This is a genomic window from Bartonella sp. MR90HLJMH (assembly GCF_042194115.1).
Classification (GTDB): domain Bacteria; phylum Pseudomonadota; class Alphaproteobacteria; order Rhizobiales; family Rhizobiaceae; genus Bartonella; species Bartonella grahamii.
In genome coordinates, this window is sequence record NZ_JBHIMM010000003.1 from 93689 (window position 1) to 117030 (window position 23342).

15 protein-coding genes are annotated in these 23342 nt (G+C 37.1%); 6 read left to right on the forward strand and 9 right to left on the reverse strand.

The genetic code is table 11. The features are described 5' to 3' along the window. Nucleotides 1-145: 145 nt before the first annotated feature. The 4 genes from ACFIJ9_RS02940 to petA all read right to left on the reverse strand — a co-directional run bounded on the left by ACFIJ9_RS02940 (nt 146) and on the right by petA (nt 3385). Nucleotides 146-586, reverse strand: coding sequence for a PRC-barrel domain-containing protein (locus tag ACFIJ9_RS02940; RefSeq protein WP_012754882.1), 441 nt, complete (start codon nt 584-586; stop codon nt 146-148). Nucleotides 587-688: 102 nt separating this feature from the next. Next, nucleotides 689-1582, reverse strand: coding sequence for a cytochrome c1 (locus ACFIJ9_RS02945; RefSeq protein WP_375635722.1), 894 nt, complete (start codon nt 1580-1582; stop codon nt 689-691). Then, complete coding sequence (locus ACFIJ9_RS02950) at nt 1576-2832, reverse strand: cytochrome bc complex cytochrome b subunit (RefSeq protein ID WP_375635723.1); 1257 nt, start codon at nt 2830-2832, stop codon at nt 1576-1578. Before ACFIJ9_RS02950 ends, ACFIJ9_RS02945 begins: the two co-directional genes overlap by 7 nt. Before the next feature lie 4 nt (nt 2833-2836). Further along, entirely contained in the window at nt 2837-3385 is a 549-nt protein-coding gene (petA, locus tag ACFIJ9_RS02955) for a ubiquinol-cytochrome c reductase iron-sulfur subunit (protein ID WP_330167301.1), read from the reverse strand. Nucleotides 3386-4111: 726 nt separating this feature from the next. On the opposite strand from petA, the gene ACFIJ9_RS02960 reads away from it, so the two are divergent. After that, nucleotides 4112-4588 carry a tRNA (cytidine(34)-2'-O)-methyltransferase gene (locus ACFIJ9_RS02960; RefSeq protein ID WP_375635724.1) on the forward strand — a complete coding sequence of 159 codons (477 nt, stop codon included), beginning with the start codon at nt 4112-4114 and terminating at the stop codon, nt 4586-4588. A 593-nt stretch (nt 4589-5181) separates the two neighbouring features. On the opposite strand, the gene ACFIJ9_RS02965 is transcribed toward ACFIJ9_RS02960, so the two are convergent. Then, complete coding sequence (locus ACFIJ9_RS02965) at nt 5182-6435, reverse strand: CCA tRNA nucleotidyltransferase (protein ID WP_375635725.1); 1254 nt, start codon at nt 6433-6435, stop codon at nt 5182-5184. Nucleotides 6436-6684: 249 nt separating this feature from the next. Here ACFIJ9_RS02965 and ACFIJ9_RS02970 point away from each other — a divergent pair, with 249 nt between their 5' ends. From ACFIJ9_RS02970 to ACFIJ9_RS02990, 5 genes are all read left to right on the forward strand, one after another. After that, on the forward strand, nt 6685-7716 hold the full coding sequence (locus ACFIJ9_RS02970) for an AAA family ATPase (protein ID WP_375635726.1): 1032 nt from the start codon (nt 6685-6687) through the stop codon (nt 7714-7716). After that, nucleotides 7717-8628: a DUF58 domain-containing protein gene (locus ACFIJ9_RS02975; protein ID WP_375635727.1), complete on the forward strand. Its 912-nt coding sequence runs from the start codon at nt 7717-7719 to the stop codon at nt 8626-8628. Next, nucleotides 8625-11423: a DUF4159 domain-containing protein gene (locus ACFIJ9_RS02980; RefSeq protein WP_375635728.1), complete on the forward strand. Its 2799-nt coding sequence runs from the start codon at nt 8625-8627 to the stop codon at nt 11421-11423. The genes ACFIJ9_RS02975 and ACFIJ9_RS02980 overlap by 4 nt, the downstream gene beginning before the upstream one ends. Next, nucleotides 11420-13516, forward strand: coding sequence for a glutamine amidotransferase (locus ACFIJ9_RS02985; RefSeq protein ID WP_375635729.1), 2097 nt, complete (start codon nt 11420-11422; stop codon nt 13514-13516). The genes ACFIJ9_RS02980 and ACFIJ9_RS02985 overlap by 4 nt, the downstream gene beginning before the upstream one ends. 896 nt (nt 13517-14412) lie before the next feature. Next, nucleotides 14413-15303, forward strand: coding sequence for a metallophosphoesterase family protein (locus tag ACFIJ9_RS02990; protein ID WP_375635730.1), 891 nt, complete (start codon nt 14413-14415; stop codon nt 15301-15303). A gap of 1410 nt (nt 15304-16713) precedes the next feature. On the opposite strand, the gene ACFIJ9_RS02995 is transcribed toward ACFIJ9_RS02990, so the two are convergent. From ACFIJ9_RS02995 to ACFIJ9_RS03010, 4 genes are all read right to left on the reverse strand, one after another. Further along, nucleotides 16714-17532, reverse strand: a complete 819-nt coding sequence (locus tag ACFIJ9_RS02995; protein ID WP_375635731.1) for an outer membrane protein — start codon at nt 17530-17532, stop codon at nt 16714-16716. A gap of 696 nt (nt 17533-18228) precedes the next feature. Then, entirely contained in the window at nt 18229-21174 is a 2946-nt protein-coding gene (locus tag ACFIJ9_RS03000) for a bifunctional [glutamine synthetase] adenylyltransferase/[glutamine synthetase]-adenylyl-L-tyrosine phosphorylase (protein ID WP_375635732.1), read from the reverse strand. 77 nt (nt 21175-21251) lie between these two features. Then, the gene (locus ACFIJ9_RS03005) at nt 21252-22634 is read right to left on the reverse strand and encodes an ATP-binding protein (RefSeq protein WP_375635733.1); all 1383 of its coding nucleotides are present in this window, start codon (nt 22632-22634) and stop codon (nt 21252-21254) included. After that, nucleotides 22631-23317 carry a response regulator transcription factor gene (locus ACFIJ9_RS03010; RefSeq protein WP_012754868.1) on the reverse strand — a complete coding sequence of 229 codons (687 nt, stop codon included), beginning with the start codon at nt 23315-23317 and terminating at the stop codon, nt 22631-22633. The genes ACFIJ9_RS03005 and ACFIJ9_RS03010 overlap by 4 nt, the downstream gene beginning before the upstream one ends. Between the last annotated feature and the right edge of the window lie 25 nt (nt 23318-23342).

Sequence of the window (23342 nt, forward strand, 5' to 3'; positions counted from 1 at the left end):
CTTAATAGTTTATCTTGAAAACTTTGTAATAGGTCCTTGGAATCTTGTCGCAAAAGCTCCCAAGAATTTTTTGAACAAAAAAAACGTTGCTAGCATATTATTATGATAGCAACAGTTTTATCCATTAAAGAATGGGAATATAAAATTAGCGCGTCCAACGCCCTTCGTATTTAAATGTTGGAGCGTCCTTTAAAGAATCCTTTGTCGCATTTGTAATGAGTTTCCATTTACCATAATCATTTGTCATCTGGATTGTTTCTGGAGAAACGACCACATAACTCTCGCCTATGCCAAGAAAACCACCAACAGCAACAACAAACCCTGCAATATTATTTTCACGTAAAATAATATCTTTTACTTCACCAATATTTTCATCTTCTATATTATATACATTGGCGCCTATAAGGCTGGAAGCAACAAAATCCGTTGCTAAAGGTGTCACATAACGCACAGACTTATCTACCCCCACCTGTACAATACCCGTCGAAGAGATCATTTCAGGTTTTGAAGGCACTTCAAAAGACTGAGCGTAAGTACTAGAAACCATCAAAATTGACATAAGAGTAGTACATGCAATTTTTTTCATTTTAACATCTCCGTTTTTACTTTATAAAACCTCAATGCATCATAAACAGATTTGTTCCTTATGCTCTTTATACTCTATACTCTTTCAAGCCTTGTCGCTTTATCATTTTCTCTTTATTTCGTCTTTTGTTTCTTTCTCTAACTCTTCTTCTAAACCACACCAAATACGATTTTTTAAAATATAAACAAGCCCTGCAAAAATGATTAAAAATAAAATAACACGAAAACCGGTTTTTTTACGAATTTCCATATGAGGATCGGCAGCCCACATCAAAAAAGCAGAAACATCGCGCGCGTAATGTTCAATGATTTCTGGGGTTCCATCTTCATAAGCAACCATACCATCACTCAAAGGAGGAGCCATAGTTAAAGAATTACCGGCAATAAAATAAGGATTATACCAATAACCATCCGCAATTTTTATCTCCTTCGGTGCCTTCTGATATCCTGTTAAAAGAGCTGTAATATAATCTGGACCAGCTGTATCATAATGAGCCAATGCATCAGTAATTAAAGCAGGAAACGGCAAAGATACACCACGTGCACGTGCCATCAATGACAAATCTGGAGGATAAGCACTATTTAAAATAAATCTTGCTTCTTCTTCATGTGCAAAGGGAGAAGGAAAATAATCCGTTGCAACCCCAGCACGTTTAAAAAATTTTCCTTCTCGATTAGGACCATCGCGCACTTCATATTGCCGCGCCAAAGCTTTAATCTGTTCTTGATCATACCCAAGAGCTTTTAAATTGCGAAAAGCCACATATTTTAGCCCATGGCAGCTGGAACAAACTTGTTTATAAACCTTTAATCCACGCCTCAATTGCGCCTTATCATAAAGCCCAAATGGACCTGAAAAACTCCATTCTTGTTTTTTAGGAATCCTTAAAGGAAAAGAAATAAATTCCTCCTCCTGATCAGAGGCATCCCCCGCTAAACTCTGAGCAGAAAAGCTCATAGCAACGATAACAATCAGTCCGACAAAAACATTTACCATAGTCTCTTTTTTTTCTGTTTTAAATCTTGCATAATTGAAGAAGGAAGAGAACAATTTTTTTCAAACGCTGGCAAAGTCGGCAAAATAACCAAAAAAAATATAAAATAATAAACCGTAGCTAATTGCGTCCATAAAAGGATTTTGTCATTTATTTCTCTTGACCCCAACCAACCAAGGAAAACGACATCAATAACCAACGCCCAAAAGAAAATTTTATAAACAGGTCGATATCTTGCTGAACATATTTTAGAGCGGTCTAACCATGGCACAAAAATTAAAATGCAAATCGAACTGACAAATAAAACAAAGCCCACAAAAGTTGAAGGGAAAATACCAATATCAAAAGTTATAGCACGAAGTATCGCATAAAAAGGCAAAAAATACCATTCTGGAACCACACGAAGAGGTGCCTTTAAAGGATCTGCCACACTATAATTTTCAGCCTGCCCCATATAATCAGGCATATAAAACAAAAACCAGGCAAAGAAGATCAAAAAAACAGTAATAGCAAAAATATCTTTGATAAGCGCATAAGGTGAAAATGGAACCGTTTCCTTATCTGATTGTATAGCAAGACCCGTTGGATTGCCTTGCCCAACACAATGGATTGCCCAAATATGCAGCCCCACAAAAAGAAGCAAAACAAATGATAAAACATAATGGAAAACATAAAAACGATTCAACGTTGGTTGTCCTACGCCATAACCACCCAGAAGTGTCTCATGCAACCATGTCCCCACAAAAGGTATCGTTTTTAAAAGCCCTGCAATCACTGAAGCCGCTGAAATAGACATCATCCCCCAAACAAGCACATAACCAAAAAATGCTATTGCCATCATGATGATATAAATAAAAATACCTGTAACCCACACCATTTCTCGCATATTTTTATAAGAACCATAATAAAGTCCACGTGCCAAATGGATATAAACAGCAATAAAAAAAAACGAAGAGCCTACAGAATGCCATGGACGAAAAAGCCAACCAAACTGCCCTTCACGCCGAAATCGTTCACTAGTTTCAAAAGCCAAATGAATATCTGGAACATAATGCATAGCCAAGACAATACCAGTCAAGAGCTGTGATAAAAGCATAATGGTCAAAATACCGCCAAATGTGTAAAAGTAATTAAGATTACGCGGAACAGGAAAAATCACAAATGTATTATAAAAAAAACGAGGAAGAGGAAAACGCTTATCAAACCAACGAGCAAGAACATTTTTAGGACAATAAGGAGGAAACCTTGTCATAACCTTATCCTATTTTGAGCAAAGTATCAGAAAGAAATTGGTAAGGTGGAATAGCCAAATTATAGTTAGCTGGACCTGACCGCACTCTTCCAGCGGTATCATAAACAGACCCATGACAGGGACACAACCATCCTCCAAATTTACCCGACTGCCCAAGTGTTACACAGCCTAGATGCGTACAAAGATTAATAACAATAAGCCAATTTTCACGTCCTTTACCTGCTGAACGCGCAAAATCTGTTGCTTCTTTTTCACCTTCAAGATTAGGATTGCGCGCTTGACGATCTTTTAGAAGACTCAATTCAGTAGCGCGCGCATCAGCAATTTCTTTTGTCGTACGGTTTCGAATAACAACAGGCTGTCCTCGCCACTTTACCGTCACCGACATCCCCTCTTCAATACCAGAAAGATCAACCTCAACAGAGGAAGATGCCAAAACAGCTTCATCTGGACGCAACTGACGGATAAAAGGCCACGCAACCGCTCCCATTCCAACTGCTCCTGCAACAGCTGTTACCAAAAACAGAAAATCCCGCCTCGTTTGCTCACCCATGGACTTAACTTAAAGAGACTATTTGCTAAAACATTCTTCTACCATACCCTCTCCCATTGTACAATGCTTGATCACTCAGTTGCATCAACCATAAAAACATCCCCGTAAAAAACTTCTGCCATTTGTATGGTCTATACAAAAAACTGTTTTATAATGATAATTCATCGTTTTACAGAGTGAATGAAATCCTGAAACACCGTAAGTTTCTTTCATTTCAAACCTATTCATATTAATCAATCAAAATTACTCCCCCGCCTGTGAAAAACGGAGATAGCGTGTAAATAAACACTCCTAAAGAAAGAAACATAGTCTTATTATGACCAGATCTCAGTAAATAAGTTGAGCTTATCGGTTATTTCTTTAACACATTTACAGCATCTCTCCCTCCCTCAATTCCAACTGGTTGAATGAGTATTTTTTCCGCTTCTGCTTTTGCATAAAAAGCATATTTTGTTGATTTTCATTAAAATGGATGATCTAACCTCATTAAATATCCCACTTTTCAACATAATGAGCCAATCCATTTCATGTATCGCTCAATAAAAGGAAGTCCCTAATAGGGAGATTCTCTCTTATCCCAAACAAACCTGTGTACATAACTTTTTCCCTGAAATTTAAAGTGAATAAAAATAAAACATAAAAAACATGTATTTCTCAAAGCATATTTTTCGAATAAATTGTAACGCTTCTTTACAAAGTTGAAAGAAAAATCATATTACAGAGAACATGACACTTCATATAGCTCTTTTCCAACCTGATATCGCTGGTAATACTGGAACGATTTTACGTCTTAGCGCTTGTTTTGGTTTACATGTGCACATTATTGAACCCGCAGGCTTTAATCTGTCGGATCGTAATCTCAAACGCGCAGGATTGGATTATCTCGAATATGCTTCCTTAGAACGACACATTGATTGGCAACATTTTATAAGCTCCATGAAACACTTTAACCGCCGTCTGTTGCTTTTAAGTACAAAAGCAAAAACATGCTATACGCAGATATGCTATCAAAAAAATGATGTTTTACTTTTTGGTCGTGAAACAGCTGGCGTTCCCGATTATGTTCATGAAACGGCCGATTACACATTGAAAATTCCCATGCAACCACAGGCACGCTCTCTAAATCTCGCCATGTGCGTAGCCATAACAACGGGAGAAGCATTACGCCAAATTGGTTATCATGAAAGAAACTGTAATCTATAAAAACACAACAATTCCATTAAAATCTTTAATAGAACAATAAAAATACATGAAATATGGTTTTAAATAATTAAAAAATCTTTTTTATAGAATATAGATAGTAATTAAAAGCTCATAAAGTTCAATAATACTTTTGGAATAACTTATAGAATGCCTATAAAAACTCATAAATTATCACGAAAAACAATATACAACATATCAAGAATAGTTAGAGCGTATAACGCTTATCATTTTCCAACAATCAAGTGCTGATAAAATAACATTTCTTAGTGCCCATCACATCCATTTCATATCACCACTTATGAATGATTAAATACTCCTCATAGTAAAAATCCATTGGACATCCCCCTCTTTATGCTCATACAAAGTGCAAACTGCTATCATTATTCTCTTTATCCGTTTTCACTTTCGAGAATCCTTATCTTTGAGATGGTTCATAAGAGACATTTTTTCTCTCTGTAATCATTTTTCCTCACACGGCTTCCCCCACTTGTAACGTGTAAGGCTATAATTTGGATTTATGTAATATGAACAGGTTTGAAATAACCTCACAATATTCGGAGCTCTTGTTTCACATGACGAATAATGAATTATTATTATAAATCAATTTTTTCTAATAATGCATGACGATCCATTAAAAATCCGCTTTCGACCCATATCATTTCTAACTCTTTAAGCTTTTTTCCTAAAAGCACACCTTTAGCAAAACCTTTCTTTATTAAATCGTTACCATTAATGGGAAAAGTTGGAATCTGCCATTTTTTGGCAAGCTGATGAAGCTTGACATAATCCTCTGCTCTTTGCAAAGCATCACTTTTTTCCAGATTATCGAGATGTGATGCAGCGACAGACAACGATAATTGATCTAAAACTGGCTGTCGTCCATGAAAATAAATCAGTTTTTGCACAAAATGATCAGAACAGTTTTGGTTTATTATTTCTAACTCTGCCCATTCTTTTAATCGTGTTGTTTCTTTATGGGAAAAATGCAAGCGCTGTGCCATTTCATGAAGACGTATGGGGTCAGGAGGAAGAAGGCTTTCTAGCCGTAACAATGGATCAACTTTCCAACCAAAAGCGTGTTCTGTCTTCACCAATGCGTGAATTGCATCAATACCCCATCGTTCTGTTTCAGGAAAAATAAGTGCCAAAATTCTGCTTTGTCGCATCCATAAAAGAGCACGCGTTGGATCAAACGCCGCAAGAAGCTTTTTCATTTCTGCCCAAATACGTTCAGAAGAAAGTTTTTTTAAACCGTGTTTTAAACTAACACATGCCTTCAATCCTTGTACATCAGGTCGCCCTGCTCCATACCATGCAAAAAAGCGAAAAAAACGTAAAATACGCAAATAATCTTCGCAAATACGATCTTCTGCAATCCCAATAAAACGAACTGTTCGGCTAGCAATATCACTCAAACCTCCCACATCATCATAAAGATTGCCAGCAGCATCACAATAAAGCGCATTTATCGTAAAATCCCGCCGTTCAGCATCTTTTTTCCAATCACGACCAAATGCCACTTTTGCATGACGACCATCTGTTTCAATATCGCAGCGAAGCGTTGTAACCTCATAAGAACATGAATGAGCAACTACTGTTATTGTACCAAAAGCAATCCCTGTAGGAATAGCTTTAAATCCTGCTTCTTCTACACGTGTAATAACCTGTTGCGGCAAACAAGTTGTTGCAATATCAATATCACTAATAGGCTGCCCTAGCAGTTGATTGCGCACTGCTCCCCCTACAATACGCGCCTCTTCTCCCTCCAAAGACAAAACACGAAGAAGTGTTTGGATATCCTTTTGTTGTAACCACGCAACCTGTTTGAAGTCCTGTCTTATATTCACCCTTTAACCTTTCAAAAAAGTTGTCTTCATTGCTTTAAAGAACTCTCTTCATAAAACAAAATTTTTAAGACATCCCTTATAAAACACGTCTATTCCTTCCAAAAAAAACTTTTCTCTTCTTGTATACGAATATGAAAAAAATGGCATATGATACTTCATTTCTTCTCATTTTCTGTTACAAACAATAAAATATCCATTATCATGCAGAGAAAATTACCATTTTTGCGACAAACGCCTTAAGGAAGAAATATGAGTCAACATGATCTATCATCCAATTCTGTAAAAAAGGTCAATATCAATCATGAGGCTCAAGTCATTATTGATGATATTGATATGGCACACAAAGAATTGGATATTTTACAACAAGAAATTGACAAAGTTATTTTTGGGCAAAGTCAGGTAATCGAATATGCTTTAATCTCTATTTTTGCTGGTGGTCACGCCCTTCTTGTCGGTGCTCCAGGACTTGCAAAAACACGTCTTGTTGAAACATTGGGAACAGTCTTAGGGCTTGATGAAAAACGCATCCAATTTACTCCTGACTTAATGCCATCGGATATTATTGGTTCTGAAATTATGGATTCCGATAAAGACGGTAAACGTTCTTTTCGGTACATTCAAGGTCCTATTTTCACGCAACTTCTCATGGCCGATGAAATCAATCGTGCTTCCCCACGGACACAGTCAGCCCTTTTACAAGCTATGCAAGAATATCATGTTACTGTTGCAGGTATCCGTTATGATTTGCCACAACCTTTTCATGTTCTTGCAACGCAAAATCCTCTCGAACAAGAAGGGACTTATCCACTTCCTGAAGCACAACTGGATCGCTTTTTGATGCAAATCGATATTGACTATCCTGACCTCACAACAGAGCGACGGATCATTTTAGAAACAACAAAAGAAAAGAAATCAAATGCAAAACCAATTTTGTCCGCCAAAAAATTGCAAAAAATTCAAAATATCGTTCGCAAAATGCCTCTTTCAGAAAATGTGATCGAAGCTATTTTAAAAATTGTCCGCTCAACTCGCCCTCATAAAGACAATAGCCTTGCTAATACTTATGTTTCTTGGGGACCTGGTCCACGGGCATCACAAGCCCTTTCACTTTGTGTTCGCGCCCGTGCTCTTTATTATGGACGCTTAGCCCCCTCACTTGATGATGTTGAAGCATTGGCCTATCCCGTATTACAACACCGCATGGCTCTTAATTTTTCTGCCCGTGCTGAAGATGTAACTGTAAAAGATATTATCAATAACCTTGTGAAAGATGCTCTTTGAATGGCTATTGGCAAAAAAGTTTTACAAAAGCCTCCATTGTCGCTGGCAAATGAACTGGATAAGGATACTGGCAAAATGCCATATTTCCTTTTACAAGCACGTCATATCGCTAATACACTGATAACCGGATGGCATGGACAACGCAAACGCGGTAATGGGGAAAACTTTTGGCAATTTCGTCCCTATGTTGAAGGAGAATCCATTACCCGCATTGATTGGCGGCGCTCAGCGCGTGATGAAAATACATATCTCCGCGAACACGAATGGCAAATGACACAAACCGTTTGGCTCTGTCCTGATCAGAGCGCATCAATGCATTACTGTTCGCGCTTTTCTAAAATCTCTAAAGGTAATCATGCCATTATTCTTACCCTTACCCTAGCATCACTTCTTGCTCGCAGTGGCGAACATATTGCTATTCCAAACTTAATGTCCCCCACAATGACATCCAATGTCGTAGAGCTAATAGCCTTTGCTTTAGAAAATCATTCAGATGAAAATTCATTTCCGGATTTTTCAACGATTACACGCTTTTCACATGTCGTTATAATGAGTGATTTTCTCGACTATCCTGAAAAAATCATCCAACATTTAACCGTTTTAACTACAAAACAGGTGACAGCTCATTTAATTGAAATTTCTGATCCCGCAGAAGAAAGCTTTCCCTACGCAGGTCACACAGAATTTTTTGATCCTGAAACGAAAGAGAAACATGTTTCCACAAAAGCAGAAGATCTTCGTAAGAGCTATTGTAAACTATATCACGCAAGGCGACAAGAGTTGGCAAATTTTTGCGCACGTCAAGGATGGTCTTATCACGTTAGTAAAACGGATCAACCTTTAACAGAGACCATTTTTCATCTTGCAAATACAATGGGCGACTCTCCATTGCAAAAAAGGAGGGCCCTTTGAGTTTTGCTGCTCCCTTTCTGTTACTAGGGCTTTTGTTCCTACCGATCATTTGGTGGCTGTTGCGGATAACTCCTCCATCTCCGCGTAAAGAGCTTTTTCCTCCGTTACGCTTCTTACCCAAACCAACTCATCAGCAGGAAACAGCAAAACATACACCTTGGTGGTTGCTCTTGTTGCGTTTAACCATAGCGGCACTTGTTATCATAGCGTTAGCACGCCCCACGTGGGATCAAAAACCAATCAGCTTTTCCGGATCTCAACCCCTTGCACTCATTATTGATAATGGTTGGGCTTCTGTAAAAGAATGGAAAAAGCGCATCTCTATCGCTGAAATGCTCCTTGCTCAGGTAGAAAAACAGCAAAAAAATATTTATCTTATTGCAACGGCTGAAAATGATATCTCCAATATAGAGCCGCAACCCGCCAAGATTATAAAACAGCATTTAATGCATTTGCAACCGCGTCCTTGGCCTGTCAACCGTGTGCACGCACTGAAAAAACTCAGAAAAATAACCAAAGGAAAACCTCTTGATGTTGCTTATTTAAGTGATGGATTACAAACAAATGAAGATGAGCAAGCTTTTGCTTTGCTTGAAGAATTAAAACCTGAAAAATTCTTATGGTATTTGGCTGATATTTCCGATTTAATCGGCATAACATCCGTAGAAAATAACGATGGAAGCATGGTCGCGCGTATTATCCGCTCAACAACACACGGCAAAACTTCCGCTACACTCAACCTCTACGATTCAAACAATCAACTTCTCGGTCAATTTACGAAAAATTTCTCTGAAGGAGAAACAACAGCTCTTGTTCCTTTTGATGTGCCACTTGAACTACGTAATGATATCGCTTGGATAAAAATGAATAATCAAAACCATGCTGCTGCAACTTTCTTGGTAGACAGCCATAACAAGATAAGCCGTGTTGCTCTTCTATCACCCGATACCAATGAAATGGCACAGCCTTTACTTTCTCCATTTTATTACATTATCAAAGCATTACAGAAATATACACAGCTTATAACCGCCGGTGGAAGAGAGCTTTCAACGGATATTGATTATTTGCTTAAACAAAATCCATCTGTTTTCATTATGAGCGACATGGTTAACATGCCTGAAAAAGCAGAAAAAAAACTTTCTGATTTTGTGAATAAAGGGGGAACACTCATCCGCTTTGCAGGAGAAAAACTCAGTAGTGCAGAACATTATGATAGTCTCCTTCCGATACAGCTACGTCAGGGGCAACGTTTCCTTGGAAGTATTATGTCTTGGACGAAACCACAAAAGCTTGCCCCTTTTGCAAAAAATAGCTTTTTCTTTGATCTTCCTTTTCCAGAAGATGTCACTGTCTCGCGCCAAATCCTCGCAGAACCAACCCCAGATCTTTTTGAAAAAACGTGGCTTAGCCTTTCGGATGGAACCCCTCTTATTACCGCAGCAAAACGTGGTAAAGGAACCCTCATTCTCATTCATGTTGCTCCTGACCCCACATGGTCTAATCTTCCTCTTTCTGGCTTTTTTGCACAAATGTTGCAAAAACTAATCACATTAGGGTCTAACGAAAACACAAACCTAACACACAGAGAAAAAAGAACAATGGTACAAAACCCGTGGCGAACCATAACCGCTGACGGACAATTACAAGTACCGCCCTCTCATGTTGTTCCACTGGTCTTTGACTCTCAAAATCCACCCCATCCTTCCTATAATACTCCCCCAGGACTTTATGGTGTCAAAAGCGATTTTTATGCACTCAATCTCTTAACTCGTTCGTCGCACTTGATGAAACAATCATCATTGCCAACTTCTCTTAATAAAAGCCCTTTATCTTACGATACAAAAGAAAAAAATCTTATCGGTCCACTTTTAGGATTAGCCATCTTATTATTCGCCTTTGACAATTTTCTCATTTTATGGATGGGAGATATTTTTTCTTTCATGAAACGGCGTAATATGTTTCTCCTCCCTTTTATAAGTCTTATTGCCTTGTTTTCATATGATCCAACTCTTTATGCACAAACGAAAGAAAATCATCATGATAGTGTACAAGCTGCTGGTGCAACACATCTTGCCTATGTTATAACCAATAATCATGAAATTGATACAACGAGTAAAAGTGGTCTAGAAGCGTTAAGTCAATTTATCGCAGAACGTACAATGCTTACCCCAGGCTCTGTTACAGCACTTAATCTCGATAAAGATGAACTCTCTTTTTATCCTCTTATTTACTGGCCAATTGATGTTAAGAGTCCTATACCTACTCCCAAAAGTCTTGAAAAAATAAATAACTTTATGAAACATGGGGGAACAATTTTATTTGACACACGCGATCAGATAAAGAGCAATCTTAATCTTGAAGGAGATGCCACTCCAGAAACGCAACGATTACGAGATATCTTAAAAGAGTTAAATATTCCATCCATTGAGCCAGCATCAACGGATCATGTTGTTGCACGTTCTTTTTATATTATGCCAGATTTTCCTGGTCTCTACCGTGGTTCACCTTTATGGATTGAATCCTCATCAACAAACAAAAAAAATAAAAATTCTCTTGCTAGCGGTGATAATGTAAGTTCTCTTCTCATCACCGCCAATAACTTTGCCGGTGCTTGGGCACTGGATGAAAAAGGGACATGGAAATATCCCCTTGTTCCCAATGATCCAATGCAACGTCTATGGGCATTTCGTGCAGGTTTAAATATTGTCCTTTATGTTCTTACAGGAAACTATAAAGCGGACCAAGTTCATGTTCCAGCACTCTTGGAACGCTTTAAAAGAGAAAGAAGGCAATGATATCATTTTTCACTTTTCAGCCTTTTTTACCACTCATTTGGATTCTGTTCTTAAGTGGAATATCGATGCTTTTTGTCGTTGTTGGTCTTGTTACGCAACGTCAAGGTTCTTTATTTCGTCTGATGGCATTAAGCGCCCTCATCCTTGCTTTGCTCAATCCAATGATCATAAAAGAACAGCGCGAACCACTGAAAAGCACAGTAGGTATTGTCATTGACCGCAGCAAAAGCCAAACATTTGGAACACGTACAAACGATAGTGATGAAGCGCGCGCGCAATTAACGCAAGCATTGGCGCATTATCCACAATTTGAACCACGCTTTATTGAAGCTGGAAAACTTGCTGATAATCAGTATGCGCCCTCAACGAATTTGTTTGATGCTTTAACACAAGCAGTATCTGATGTGCCGTCCTCTCGTTATGCAGGAACCATTTTTATCACCGATGGACAAGTACATGACATCCCTTCCATTTCAGACCTTCATCATAAAGCACCTCTCAATGCTCTGATTACAGGACACTCAGATGAATTTGATCGCCAAATCAAGTTTATTTCTCCTCCACGCTTTGCCCTTGTCAACAAACCACAAACGCTCTCCATTTTGGTAGAAGATAAAGGCCCCGCCAAAAAAACAATACCACAGAAAGCAAATATTACACTAAGCGTCAATGGACAAAACATTGGCCATTATTCTGTAACTCCTGGCGTGATTTTTCAAACTGAAATTACCCTTCCTCATGCTGAAAAAAATATTATCCAAGTGATAACCGATCCACACAAAGGTGAACTAAGCTTTGAAAACAACCGCGCCATAACAATCATTGAAGGAATCAGAGAAAATTTACGCGTTCTTCTTATTTCAGGTGCTCCTTATAATGGAGAACGGACATGGCGAGACCTTTTGAAAGGTGACTCCAATATTGATCTTGTTCACTTTACTATTTTACGTCCTCCCACCAAAGCAGATAATACGCCCTTAAGCCAATTATCCTTGGTGGTCTTTCCGACAAGAAAACTCTTTGTTGAAGAGATTAATAACTTTGATCTCATTATCCTTGATGGCTACCAGCACTCTGCTGCCCTACCCTTAATCTATTATGATTATATCGCCCAATATGTACAAAAGGGGGGTGCATTGCTGATGGTAACAGGACCTGAATTTACAAAAAACAACTCACTTGCGAAAACACCTTTAATAAGCATTCTACCGGCATTGCCCAATGGAACTATTATTGAAAAGCCTTTTCGCCCCACATTAACCAAAGAAGGTGAACGCCATCCTGTCACAAGGGGCCTTGCAACACTTAACCTTCCAGCTTCTCAATGGGGGCAATGGTTGCGACAAATTGCTATTCAAAACATAAATAACGGAATCGCCCTCATGAAAGGAGCCGATGAACAACCACTTTTACTTCTCGCGCATGTTGATAAAGGACGTGTAGGCATGTTGCTCTCCGATGAAAGTTGGCTTTGGGCACGAGGTTTCGAAGGCGGCGGTCCTTATGCAGCTCTTTATCGTCGTATTGCCCATTGGCTCATGAAAGAACCAGAGCTTGAGGAAGAAAAATTAAGTGCAACTAGCAGCCATCATCATTTAACAATTCACCGCCAAACTCTAAAAGACCATCCAGAACCCGCTGAAATAACCTTTCCTTCTGGAAAAAAAGAACATATCACTCTCACCAAAGAGCAAGAAGGTCTCTTCAGCGCAACTGGGACCACTAATGAAACAGGAATTTTTACCATTAAAAATGGCGATTTAACAATACTTTCTTCTGTAGGGATGCTCGATAATCTTGAATTGTTTGACTTAATTTCAACACAAGAAAAACTAGCCCCCATTATTAAACACACCGGTGGTTATATCGGACGGTTACATCCTGAGGGAAAAGAAAACATTCATCTTCCTCCATTCAAGCTGATTCAATCAAAAATAAACCCGTCTTCTTCCCCAGCACATTCAATTATTCTGAAAGAAGCGACAGAAACCCGTTTAATTAATACCTTTTATTTTTCGATATTTTCTGGTTTCTTGGCGCTGCTTGCTTGCCTTTTACTGTTGAGCAGCATGTGGTATCGTGAAAGCCGTTGAAAAATCTGAAATTTCGTATAATAGTCTTAAAATTTAGCTTATTTTTTTGTGTATTTTCTTGTCTTTTACAATTAGATAAAAACATTGATCTATAATGATAATTTATCATTATAGTCATATTGAGTCATTATTCCCTGTAGGATTTTTCTTTTTTGTAATACTTTCTATATTAAATTAATTAAAATCACTCGCTTGCACATCATTAAAAGAGGTCTGTATGAATAAAAACCATTGAAGAAAAGAGTAAAGTACCTCTTATGAATCCTCTTAAAGCAAGGATTTTCACAAAATTGGGAGGGGAATAGTATAATGGTTTTACTTTGCACCTTGTATAAATGTAAAATGGTGGCGCATAATAAGCCTTATAAACGGGGCTTTTCATAGTATTGAGAACTTTCGTGAAATGGAATCAAGCGCACTGGGAAATATCTCTTCAAAACAAATATATGAATGTACAGCACAATGATATTTTATTTGGGATATTCCTCTTGAATCGTTCTGTTTTGCGTGAAAAAATCTCCCATTAAAAGCAATACATGGCAGCCCAAAACCGTAAAAATTCCTGATAAATACAATACATTCTTTTGCATTTTATACTGAATAATTAGATTTTTTATGATAATGTGTAGTCGTATAAAAGCTATTTAAAAGTCTTAAAACTTTATGATCATCATTTTAAAGTCTATCCCATCATACAAAAGACATATCAATTGCCAAGAATGATATGTTGTATTATGTTGCTCTTTTCATAAAAAATACAATACAGCGTTAATTCTTCAAAGAATTTTCTCATATTTTCAACAAGCTATTTTTCATTTTACAATCCTTCTTGCCTTTAAGTATCAACTTATCTTATGCTTATGCTCTAAATCATTTTTAATACTCTACGAGCTTTTATGTTTTATCTTGCCCATATATCGGATGTACATCTTTCCCCTCTCCCGCAACCTTCCCTTTTTGAACTTTCTGGAAAGCGTCTTACCGGTTATCTGAATTGGCAAAGAAAACGTAAGAGTCAAATGGTAACAAATGTCCTAGAAACTTTAATAGATGCCTTAAACAAAAAAAAACCTGATCATCTTGTGATCTCTGGTGATCTTGTGAATCTTGCTCTAGATAAGGAATTTGAACAAGCACATCGTTGGCTACTTAACTTAGGACAACCTCAAGATATTTCCTTGACATTTGGAAATCATGACGCCTATGTCCGCGGTGCTTTCCAAAAAGCATGTACTCTTTTTAAACCTTGGATCACAGGTGACGTCCCTCAAAAAAGCGCCTTTCTTTTTCCTTATATGCGCATTCGCAAAAATGTCGCCATTATAGCAACTTCTTCAGCCATCGCGACACCACCTTTTCAAGCTTCTGGTTATTTTGGTAAAATACAAGCGCAAACTTTACCACTCTTTTTAAAGGAAGCAGCACAGCGTAACCTTTTTCGTGTCGTCATGATTCACCATCCCCCCTTTCCCAAGGCAACATCTTGGCATAAAAAACTACGAGATATAAAACGTTTTCTAGACGTTATCAAATATCACGGTTGCGAACTTATTCTTCACGGACATACTCATTTACCTACATTGAATTACATTGAAGGACCTATAAAAAAAATTCCTATTGTTGGTGTTCCTTCCGCATCACAAGCTTTTGGTGATAAAAAACCACCCGCAGGCTTTAATTTATTTTCCATTGAACGCTTACAAAATCAATGGCACTGCCAATTGCAACGTTATAGCATTATAACCCCCCAAAACGAGATTGCATGTACTGAAACAATTAATCTTTAAACACCTTCATAGTTGCCAAAACAACCAAAAACGAAAGTATTTTTATTTCATATCCCTTTGGAAATCATAATTCTTATTTCTCTTTAAACGACAAAGTTCCACTTTCTCTGTCGATAAATCAATTTCTCTCAGAGAATTCCATCTGCTACCCCTCTTATATGACTGGCTTTACAAACTCATTGGTTTACTTCCTTCCCGTCCTAAAGGACGAAAATTTCTACCACACCCGATCTATAAATAATCCAGATTCTTGTCGCACGGATTCCACCTGCTAATTGTGCATGTGATTTGCTTCACAAAGCTCTACACACAAATCCCGCCTTGAATTTCATCATACACTCCTCCAAAAGCATCTAATGCGTAAAATCCTTATACCACTACAGTGATGATATTTTATAGAATAACAGAGAAGCTCATTCAGCTTCTATACCTGAAAATCAATGACTAAAAAATCCCAATAATAACTAAAGTATATAATTTCAATAACCCAACCTATTTGTAATTCATAAACAAACGATGCTGATTGATTTATCGTAAATAGATTTGAAATTATTCTCTCCTATTTCACTCGACATTTATTATCGTACATTTAAAAGATTTATAAAAAATTATAGATTCTATTTCGATAACAGGCATAGGTAATAATGTTTTTTATGTCTCGATAAAGTTCTAATTTTCTATCTATTTTTCCTATAAATCACTTTATAATACTCTTTATAATTATTATTTATAATATTACATAAAATATCTAATAATAATAAAAATTATAATATGAATTTTCATTATTATTGAGTTATATTGCGGATGTAATTTTACGTACTTTAGAAATTTTTTTGTTATTAAATAAAATATTTTACGATAACGAAAAACAGAAAAGTCGATTGTATGAAAGGTATTTCAAATAAAACAAAACGCCATTAAGTTGCCAATTCATGTGTTTGTTAAAAAAGCATCTTTTAAAGCACCCAAATCCATTTCCCCATGGCACCTATGAATAATGTAATGATAAGTCCATTTAGTAGCACCATCTTTACATTTATGAAAAAGCAAACTAGTATCAAATCTCACACTTTGCCAACCCCAATCTAGCGACAGCCTTTGGCACTTGAGATGGTTCATAAGAGGCATTTTTATTCTTTCTTTAATGTTTTTTATCTCACGGCTCTCCCTCCTTTGACGTACAAAAAACATGGTTTTGATTGGTTCAACATGGTATAGGTTAAAAATGAGAAAATCTTATGATACTTGGGGCTCTCACTCAACATAAAAAGGTAAATTATATTTACAAATCAAAGTATTGTTCGAATAAAATAGTAGCTCTTTTGAGTGAAGGATATTTTCCAGCACATATCTAAAAAATAAAAGCCTCATTCGAAAATGAGACTTTTGAATTTTTAATTCTGCAAAAATTTAAAATTTATAAGCTACACCTACGCGGAAATCGTTTGTCTTGTAGCCCATTTCAAATTTATCATGCACGAACTTCTTTTTACCAAAATCTGAATAACGGTATTCTGCACGCACAATAACATTATCAGTCATTGCAAAATCAACACCACCCCCGAGGGTATAACCAATCATGGTCTTTTTTTCATCATGCAACCAATCAGAAAAATTAACTGCTCTGTTGTTGCTATCAGCAACTAACCCAAAAATATTCTGAAGCTGCGTATAAGCAACCCCTCCAGAAACATAAGGCATCACACGCTCAATCGCAAAACCAACTTTCACCCGCGTAGCACCAGCCCATTTTTGTTTTAAAGTATGGCGTACAGCTTCAATAGGTATTGCCGAATCCTCCTCATGAGAATCTCTTGTTAGATTTGTTTCTTCTGAAGAAGCTTCTTCAGTTTGACTTTTTTTTGGTCGATTAATGTCTTTTGTACTCTTTTTATCAGCCCACATAATATCCGTATCAATACCTATAATAAAACCATTATCGATATCAATATTGGAACCTGCATAAACTCCCCCTATAAAACCAGAAAGTTTAGGTAAATCCTCCTTTCCAATTGGATTCCATATCCCCGTCTCATCTTTTAAATAACTTGCAGTTGTTTTACCTGAAAAGCTACCAATCTGTCCTCCAAGATAAAATCCTGTCCAAGAAAAAGCAGGAACTGCAATAACAGGAACAGGCTGTTCAGGAGTAATGACATCCGCCGCTTGTACTACAGAAATTGAAATTAAAGAAAAGATAGATGTTGAGACTAAATACTTTGTAATCATAATTGCTCCCCTAAAAGCTAATGTGATACATAAATAATAGTAAATCGTTTCACATTTTTTTTAAAAAATCTATAGCAAAAATGACACAGTTACAAAAAAATAAAAGTAGTTTTAATAAATAATATTATAAAAAACTTTAAATATGCTTTGTATTTCCATTAATTATTACATATTATCTTTTATAGCTTCATATTAATCATTATTATCCATAATTATACAAATAATTATAATGTCATTTTTTTGAAAAAATGAGGTATGTAATCAATAAAGCTTTTTATCATATTGATTTCAATATGTTGGTATTATTAGTGTAATGAGACATAATCTCTATAAGTTTTTATATAAATCTGTACGATCAAATACGATCAAAATACTCTTGCATATATTCTTGTGTTGAATATCTCTTAATTCATAAATGTATCTGATATACTGCTGCTTAATAAATGACCCATATGCTTTTTCATATACAGGAGATAAGATTCATAAAGAATATCATTCACTAAACTCGTCACTCATCGCTTTTTGTATAAAGAATGACACCTAGAATGGCACATTTAACAGAGAATTTTTTTCATCACACTTGAGAAATCAGTAGAGAACTTCACTCTAACCCTCTCAAGCGTGTAATGAAATAAAAGACAAAAATTAATATATAAAAACGGAATTAATAATTTTTATTATTCTTATAGAATTATTTTAATGTTTCATGATTTTTGTAAAAACTGAACAGACCAATTGCCCAGTTTCTGCAATTAACTTTTCAACACGAAGCAAATCAGGTTCCCCAACACTATTTAACAAAAGGTCACTTAATCCAGGTGGCATATTATTGGGATCAAGAGAATCATTTAAGCAAAGCCGTATAATTTGACTCAAATTTGTATAAAGACGATAGGCATAATGTAAATCAGCAATACATGACTGATTAAGAAAACTGTTTGGTAAGTGATCTAAAATATCAGCTGTTGTTGCTCCAATTTGAAACTCAATGACATGCGTAATAAGAGAAAATTGAGCAATAAACTCCAAATCCATAATGCCACCAGACATCGTTTTTAAATCCCATTGATTTTTTGGCGGCTTTTCTTTTGCAATCAAGGAACGCATTTCACATACTTCTTTTGCAACTTCCTTCTTATCACGAGAAATAGCAATAATTGCACACACTTCATTTTCTAGCTTTTGTAAAAAATCAGGATCTCCTGCAATGCCTCGAGCCCTTGTTAAAGCAAGATATTCCCATATCCATGCTTCTTGGCGATAATACTTTTTAAAAAATGGAAAAGAAACAGCAACAGGTCCTTTATTGCCTAACGGCCGTAACCTTAAATCAACGACATAAAGAACACCTTGGCTTGTAAGAGTGGATAAAGCAGAAATGAGGCGCTGTGCTAAACGCGTATAATATTGAGAGATATAAAGAGGCTTTTCTCCATCAGATATTTCTGCATCATCATCGTGTTCATAAAGCAAAACGAGGTCAACATCGGAATCTGCCGTCAATTCGCGACTTCCAAGCTTCCCCATACCCAATATGCCAACACGCCCCCCTTTAACACTACCATGAAGACGAGAAAATTCCTCTTGAACGGCAGCAAATGTTTTTGTAATCATAAGATCAGCAAGCGCAGTAAAAGCAAAACCCGCTCTTTCTCCTGTAATTGCACCATTCAAAATTCGAATACCAATCAAAAAACGTTGTTCATCTGCAAAAATTCTTAAATGATCGAGAATTTCCTCATAAGGAAAGATATTTTCAAGAAAATATTCAAGCCGTTTTTCTAAATACGTTTTTGTTGGTAATTCTGAAAGAATATTCGGATCTAACATTCCATCAAAAACATGGGATCTGCGTGTAATAATTTCTGCAAGACGTGGAGCAGCGCCCATAATAAGGACAAGCATATCCAAAAGAGAGGGATTAGACTGCAAAAGACTAAAAAGCTGAATTCCTGAAGGTAAGCCCTGTAAAAAACTATCAAAACGCAACATCGCCTCATCAGCTCGTTTTGTCCCACCAAAAGCTTTCAAAAGAGCTGGTGTTAATTCCGTTAATCTCTCGCGTGCTTCGGCTGATTGCGTTGCTTTATAACGACCACAATGGAGAGTACGCATAATACGACAAATATCACTTGCTCTTTCAAAGCCTAAACGGCTTAACGTTATTAATGTCTCCGGATCATCTTCTTCACCTGTAAAAACTAAATTACCAATTTCTAAACCAAGTTCTTGCTCATTCTCAAACAGTGCTGCATAATGTTTTTCAACAACCTGAAGTGTTTTTAATAAATCACGGATAAAACTGCTGCTGTCTTGATAACCCATTAAATAGGCAACACTTGTGAATTGAGCAATATCATTTGGAAGAAGGTGTGTTTGTTCATCGAAAAGCATCTGAATACGATGTTCCACATTTCGAAGAAAAGCATAACTTTTTATAAGGCTATTTCTGGTTTTCTCACTGATCCAACCAAGCGTGTGAAGTTCTGCTAACATTGCAACTGTCTGGCGTCCACGTAATTGAGGAAAACGCCCACCAGCAATGAGCTGTTGTGTCTGAACAAAAAACTCAATCTCACGAATACCACCACGCCCTAACTTTATATTATGCCCATAAGCTGCAATTTGACCGTAATTTTTATGCGCATGAATTTGACGTTTGATCGAATGAATATCAGCAATAGCAGCGTAATCTAAATATTTCCGCCACACATAGGGAAAAAGCTCTTTAAGAAAGTTAAAACCTGCCCTCTTATCGCCAGCAACTGGACGTGCTTTAATCATGGCTGCTCGTTCCCAATTTTGCCCACGCCCTTCGTAATACCGCAAGGCAGTCCTTACTGGTAGAGCCAAAGGAGTTGATCCTGGATCTGGACGAAGCCGAAAATCAAGACGAAAAACATATCCTTCCGCAGTGCGTTCTTGAATGATACGGATTAATCGGCGTACCATTTTAGAAAATACGTCAACACTTTCAGAAAGATTACCAATATGAGGTGATGTTTCATCAATGAAAACAATAAGATCAATATCAGAAGAATAATTAAGTTCCCCTGCTCCTAATTTTCCCATCCCTAAAATAATTAAACCACAGTCTTTTTCTGGATTTTCACGGCTTAATAAATTGATCTTACCATGATCATGCGCTTCTCTTAATAGAAAACGCAGCGCTACACTTAATGCTGCTTCGCCCAAACGTGTCAACCAAACACATGAAACTTCGTAAGTAAAAACACCACTCAAATCAGCTAAAGCAATGAGAACATGCGCTTCTCGTTTTTTGCGCCTTAAAGCAGCCATCAATGAAGTTTCATTTATAGATTCATCCTTATCAATAGCCGTAATATCATCTATAATTTCGCTCAGCCTTGTTTCTATATCAACATTTAATAAAGCACTAAGATATGATGGATTGGCAATTAAAACCTCACGCAAAAAAGGAGATAAGGTCATAACCGAACTGATAAAAACTATCTGCGTTCCACTCTCTGAAATAAGGGAAACAAGCGATTCTAAACCTTCTTTCCTTGCTTGTTCTTCCATGTCTTTTAACCATTGGGAACCACTTTTATCGAGAGGGCATAAAGGGAGAAGCTGTGTTTTTAAAAAAGCTTGTTTCGTCTGCGCTCCCTTGAAAAGCATTTTGCCTTCCTTTCTATTGCTTTATACTTTTAAAATAGTTGTTACGTATGAAAAGAGAAAAGTGAAGAAAAATGTCTTTAAGGAAATAACAAAACAGCCCTAAGCCCTGGATTTGCATTTTCAAGTAACAATTCACCCCCGTGAAGCTTCATAACTGCTTTTGCTATACTTAAACCAATCCCAAACCCAGGTTGTGTACGGCTTTCTTCAAGACGAACAAATCGTTCTGTCACTTTTTCAAGTTTATCCTCTGCTATTCCTGGTCCATTATCACTCACAACAACTAACAAATGTTCATCACGATATTCCATTGATAAGCAAACCTCCGCTTTCCTTTTACCTTTAGAAGCATATTTAATGGCATTATCTATAAGGTTAAAAATTGATTGTGCAACAAGCTCACGATTCAACTTAAGCTCTTTATCAAATATATTCCCCAACCGAAGTAAAACACCTGACTCTTCAGCAAAAGGTTCGTAAATCTCAACAGCATCTTCAAGGATCAGTTTCATATTCATCATTTCAAGATGCTCAATTGCACTGCTGGCCTCAATACGTGAAATCATTAAAATCGCATTGAACGTACAAATAAGTTGATCTGATTCTGCAATAACCCTATCAAGGACCTGACGATATTCAAGCTTTGTCTTATTTCCTGAAAGCGCTTCTTCAGCGCGATTTCTAAGACGCGTTAACGGCGTTTTCAGATCATGAGCAATATTATCTGATACTTGACGTAAACCAATATTTAACTCTTCAATGCGGTCTAACATAACATTAAGATTAGTTGACAATCGATCAAACTCATCCCCTACTCCAGAAACAGGTAAACGCCCACTGAAATCACCATCCATCAGGCGCTGTGATGCAGCCGTTACATGATCAATCCTTTGTAAAGCTCTCCTGCCAACAAAAAACCATATGAGTAAAGCGCCTCCAACCATTGCAGCAAGTGCAATGATCACAGCTTTACGAATAACCACTGCAAAACGTTCTGGCTCATCCAAATCGCGTCCTATAAGAATCTTCATAGCATTAGGTAAATCAACAATAACCGCCAAAGCGCGATGTTCACTTGTTTTGCCATGTTCTCCAAAACGAGAATACAAAAAAGAGGTAGAAATAAAACCACTCTGATTCAAAAGACCTAATTCAATACGTGCTACATTTCCTGCTAAAATACGCCCCATAGAATCCGTGACAAGATAAAGAAATGCTCCTGGTTGTCTTGAACGATAATCAATAGTGCGCATTAATAAGGATAATCCCCCATAATTATAAGCATTTTCAATATACTTTAATTCTTCATGTAAAGCCTGTTCAGTTTGCTCTGTTAACAATGAAGCAGAAAATGCCGTCATATAAATAGAAAGCCCTGTTGCCACCAAGCCAAACAATAAAATATAAAGTGCTGAAAGCCTTAGCGCCGTCGTGCGCATTATATTAATCAAACGATTCATGCTTTGTTATCTGGTGCTTTCAGCATATATCCAGCTCCACGCACGGTATGGAGAAGGGGAACATCAAAATCTTTTTCAATTTTGGCTCTCAAACGGGAGATATGGACATCAATGACATTCGTTTGTGGATCAAAATGGTAATCCCAAACATTTTCCAAAAGCATAGTGCGTGTAACAACCTGCCCCGCATAGCGCATCAAATATTCAAGTAAACGAAACTCTCGTGGTTGCAATAGGATGTTTCTATCACCCCGTTTTACCGTATGTGCTAGCCGATCAAGTTCAAGATTACCTACACAATAAACAGTTTCTGCTTCTTTAGGATTTTTCCGCCGTTGTAAAACTTCAACACGCGCAAGAAGTTCAGAAAAAGCATAAGGCTTTGTCAAATAATCATCTCCCCCTGCACGCAACCCCGTTACACGATCATTAACTTGCCCTAAAGCCGAAAGGATAAGAACCGGTGTTTCATTGCCTTTAGCGCGCAATTCAGCAATAATAGAAAGGCCATCACGATGCAAAAGCATTCGGTCAACAACCATAACGTCATAATTTTCCGTGGTCGCTAAAGCGTATCCCGTATCCCCATCATAAGCAACATCAACAGAATGCCCTACTTCCAAAAAAGCCTTTTCGAGATAATGCCCCGTCTCATGATCATCTTCAATAACGAGTATCTTCATAAAACGTATCTCCATTATTTTATTA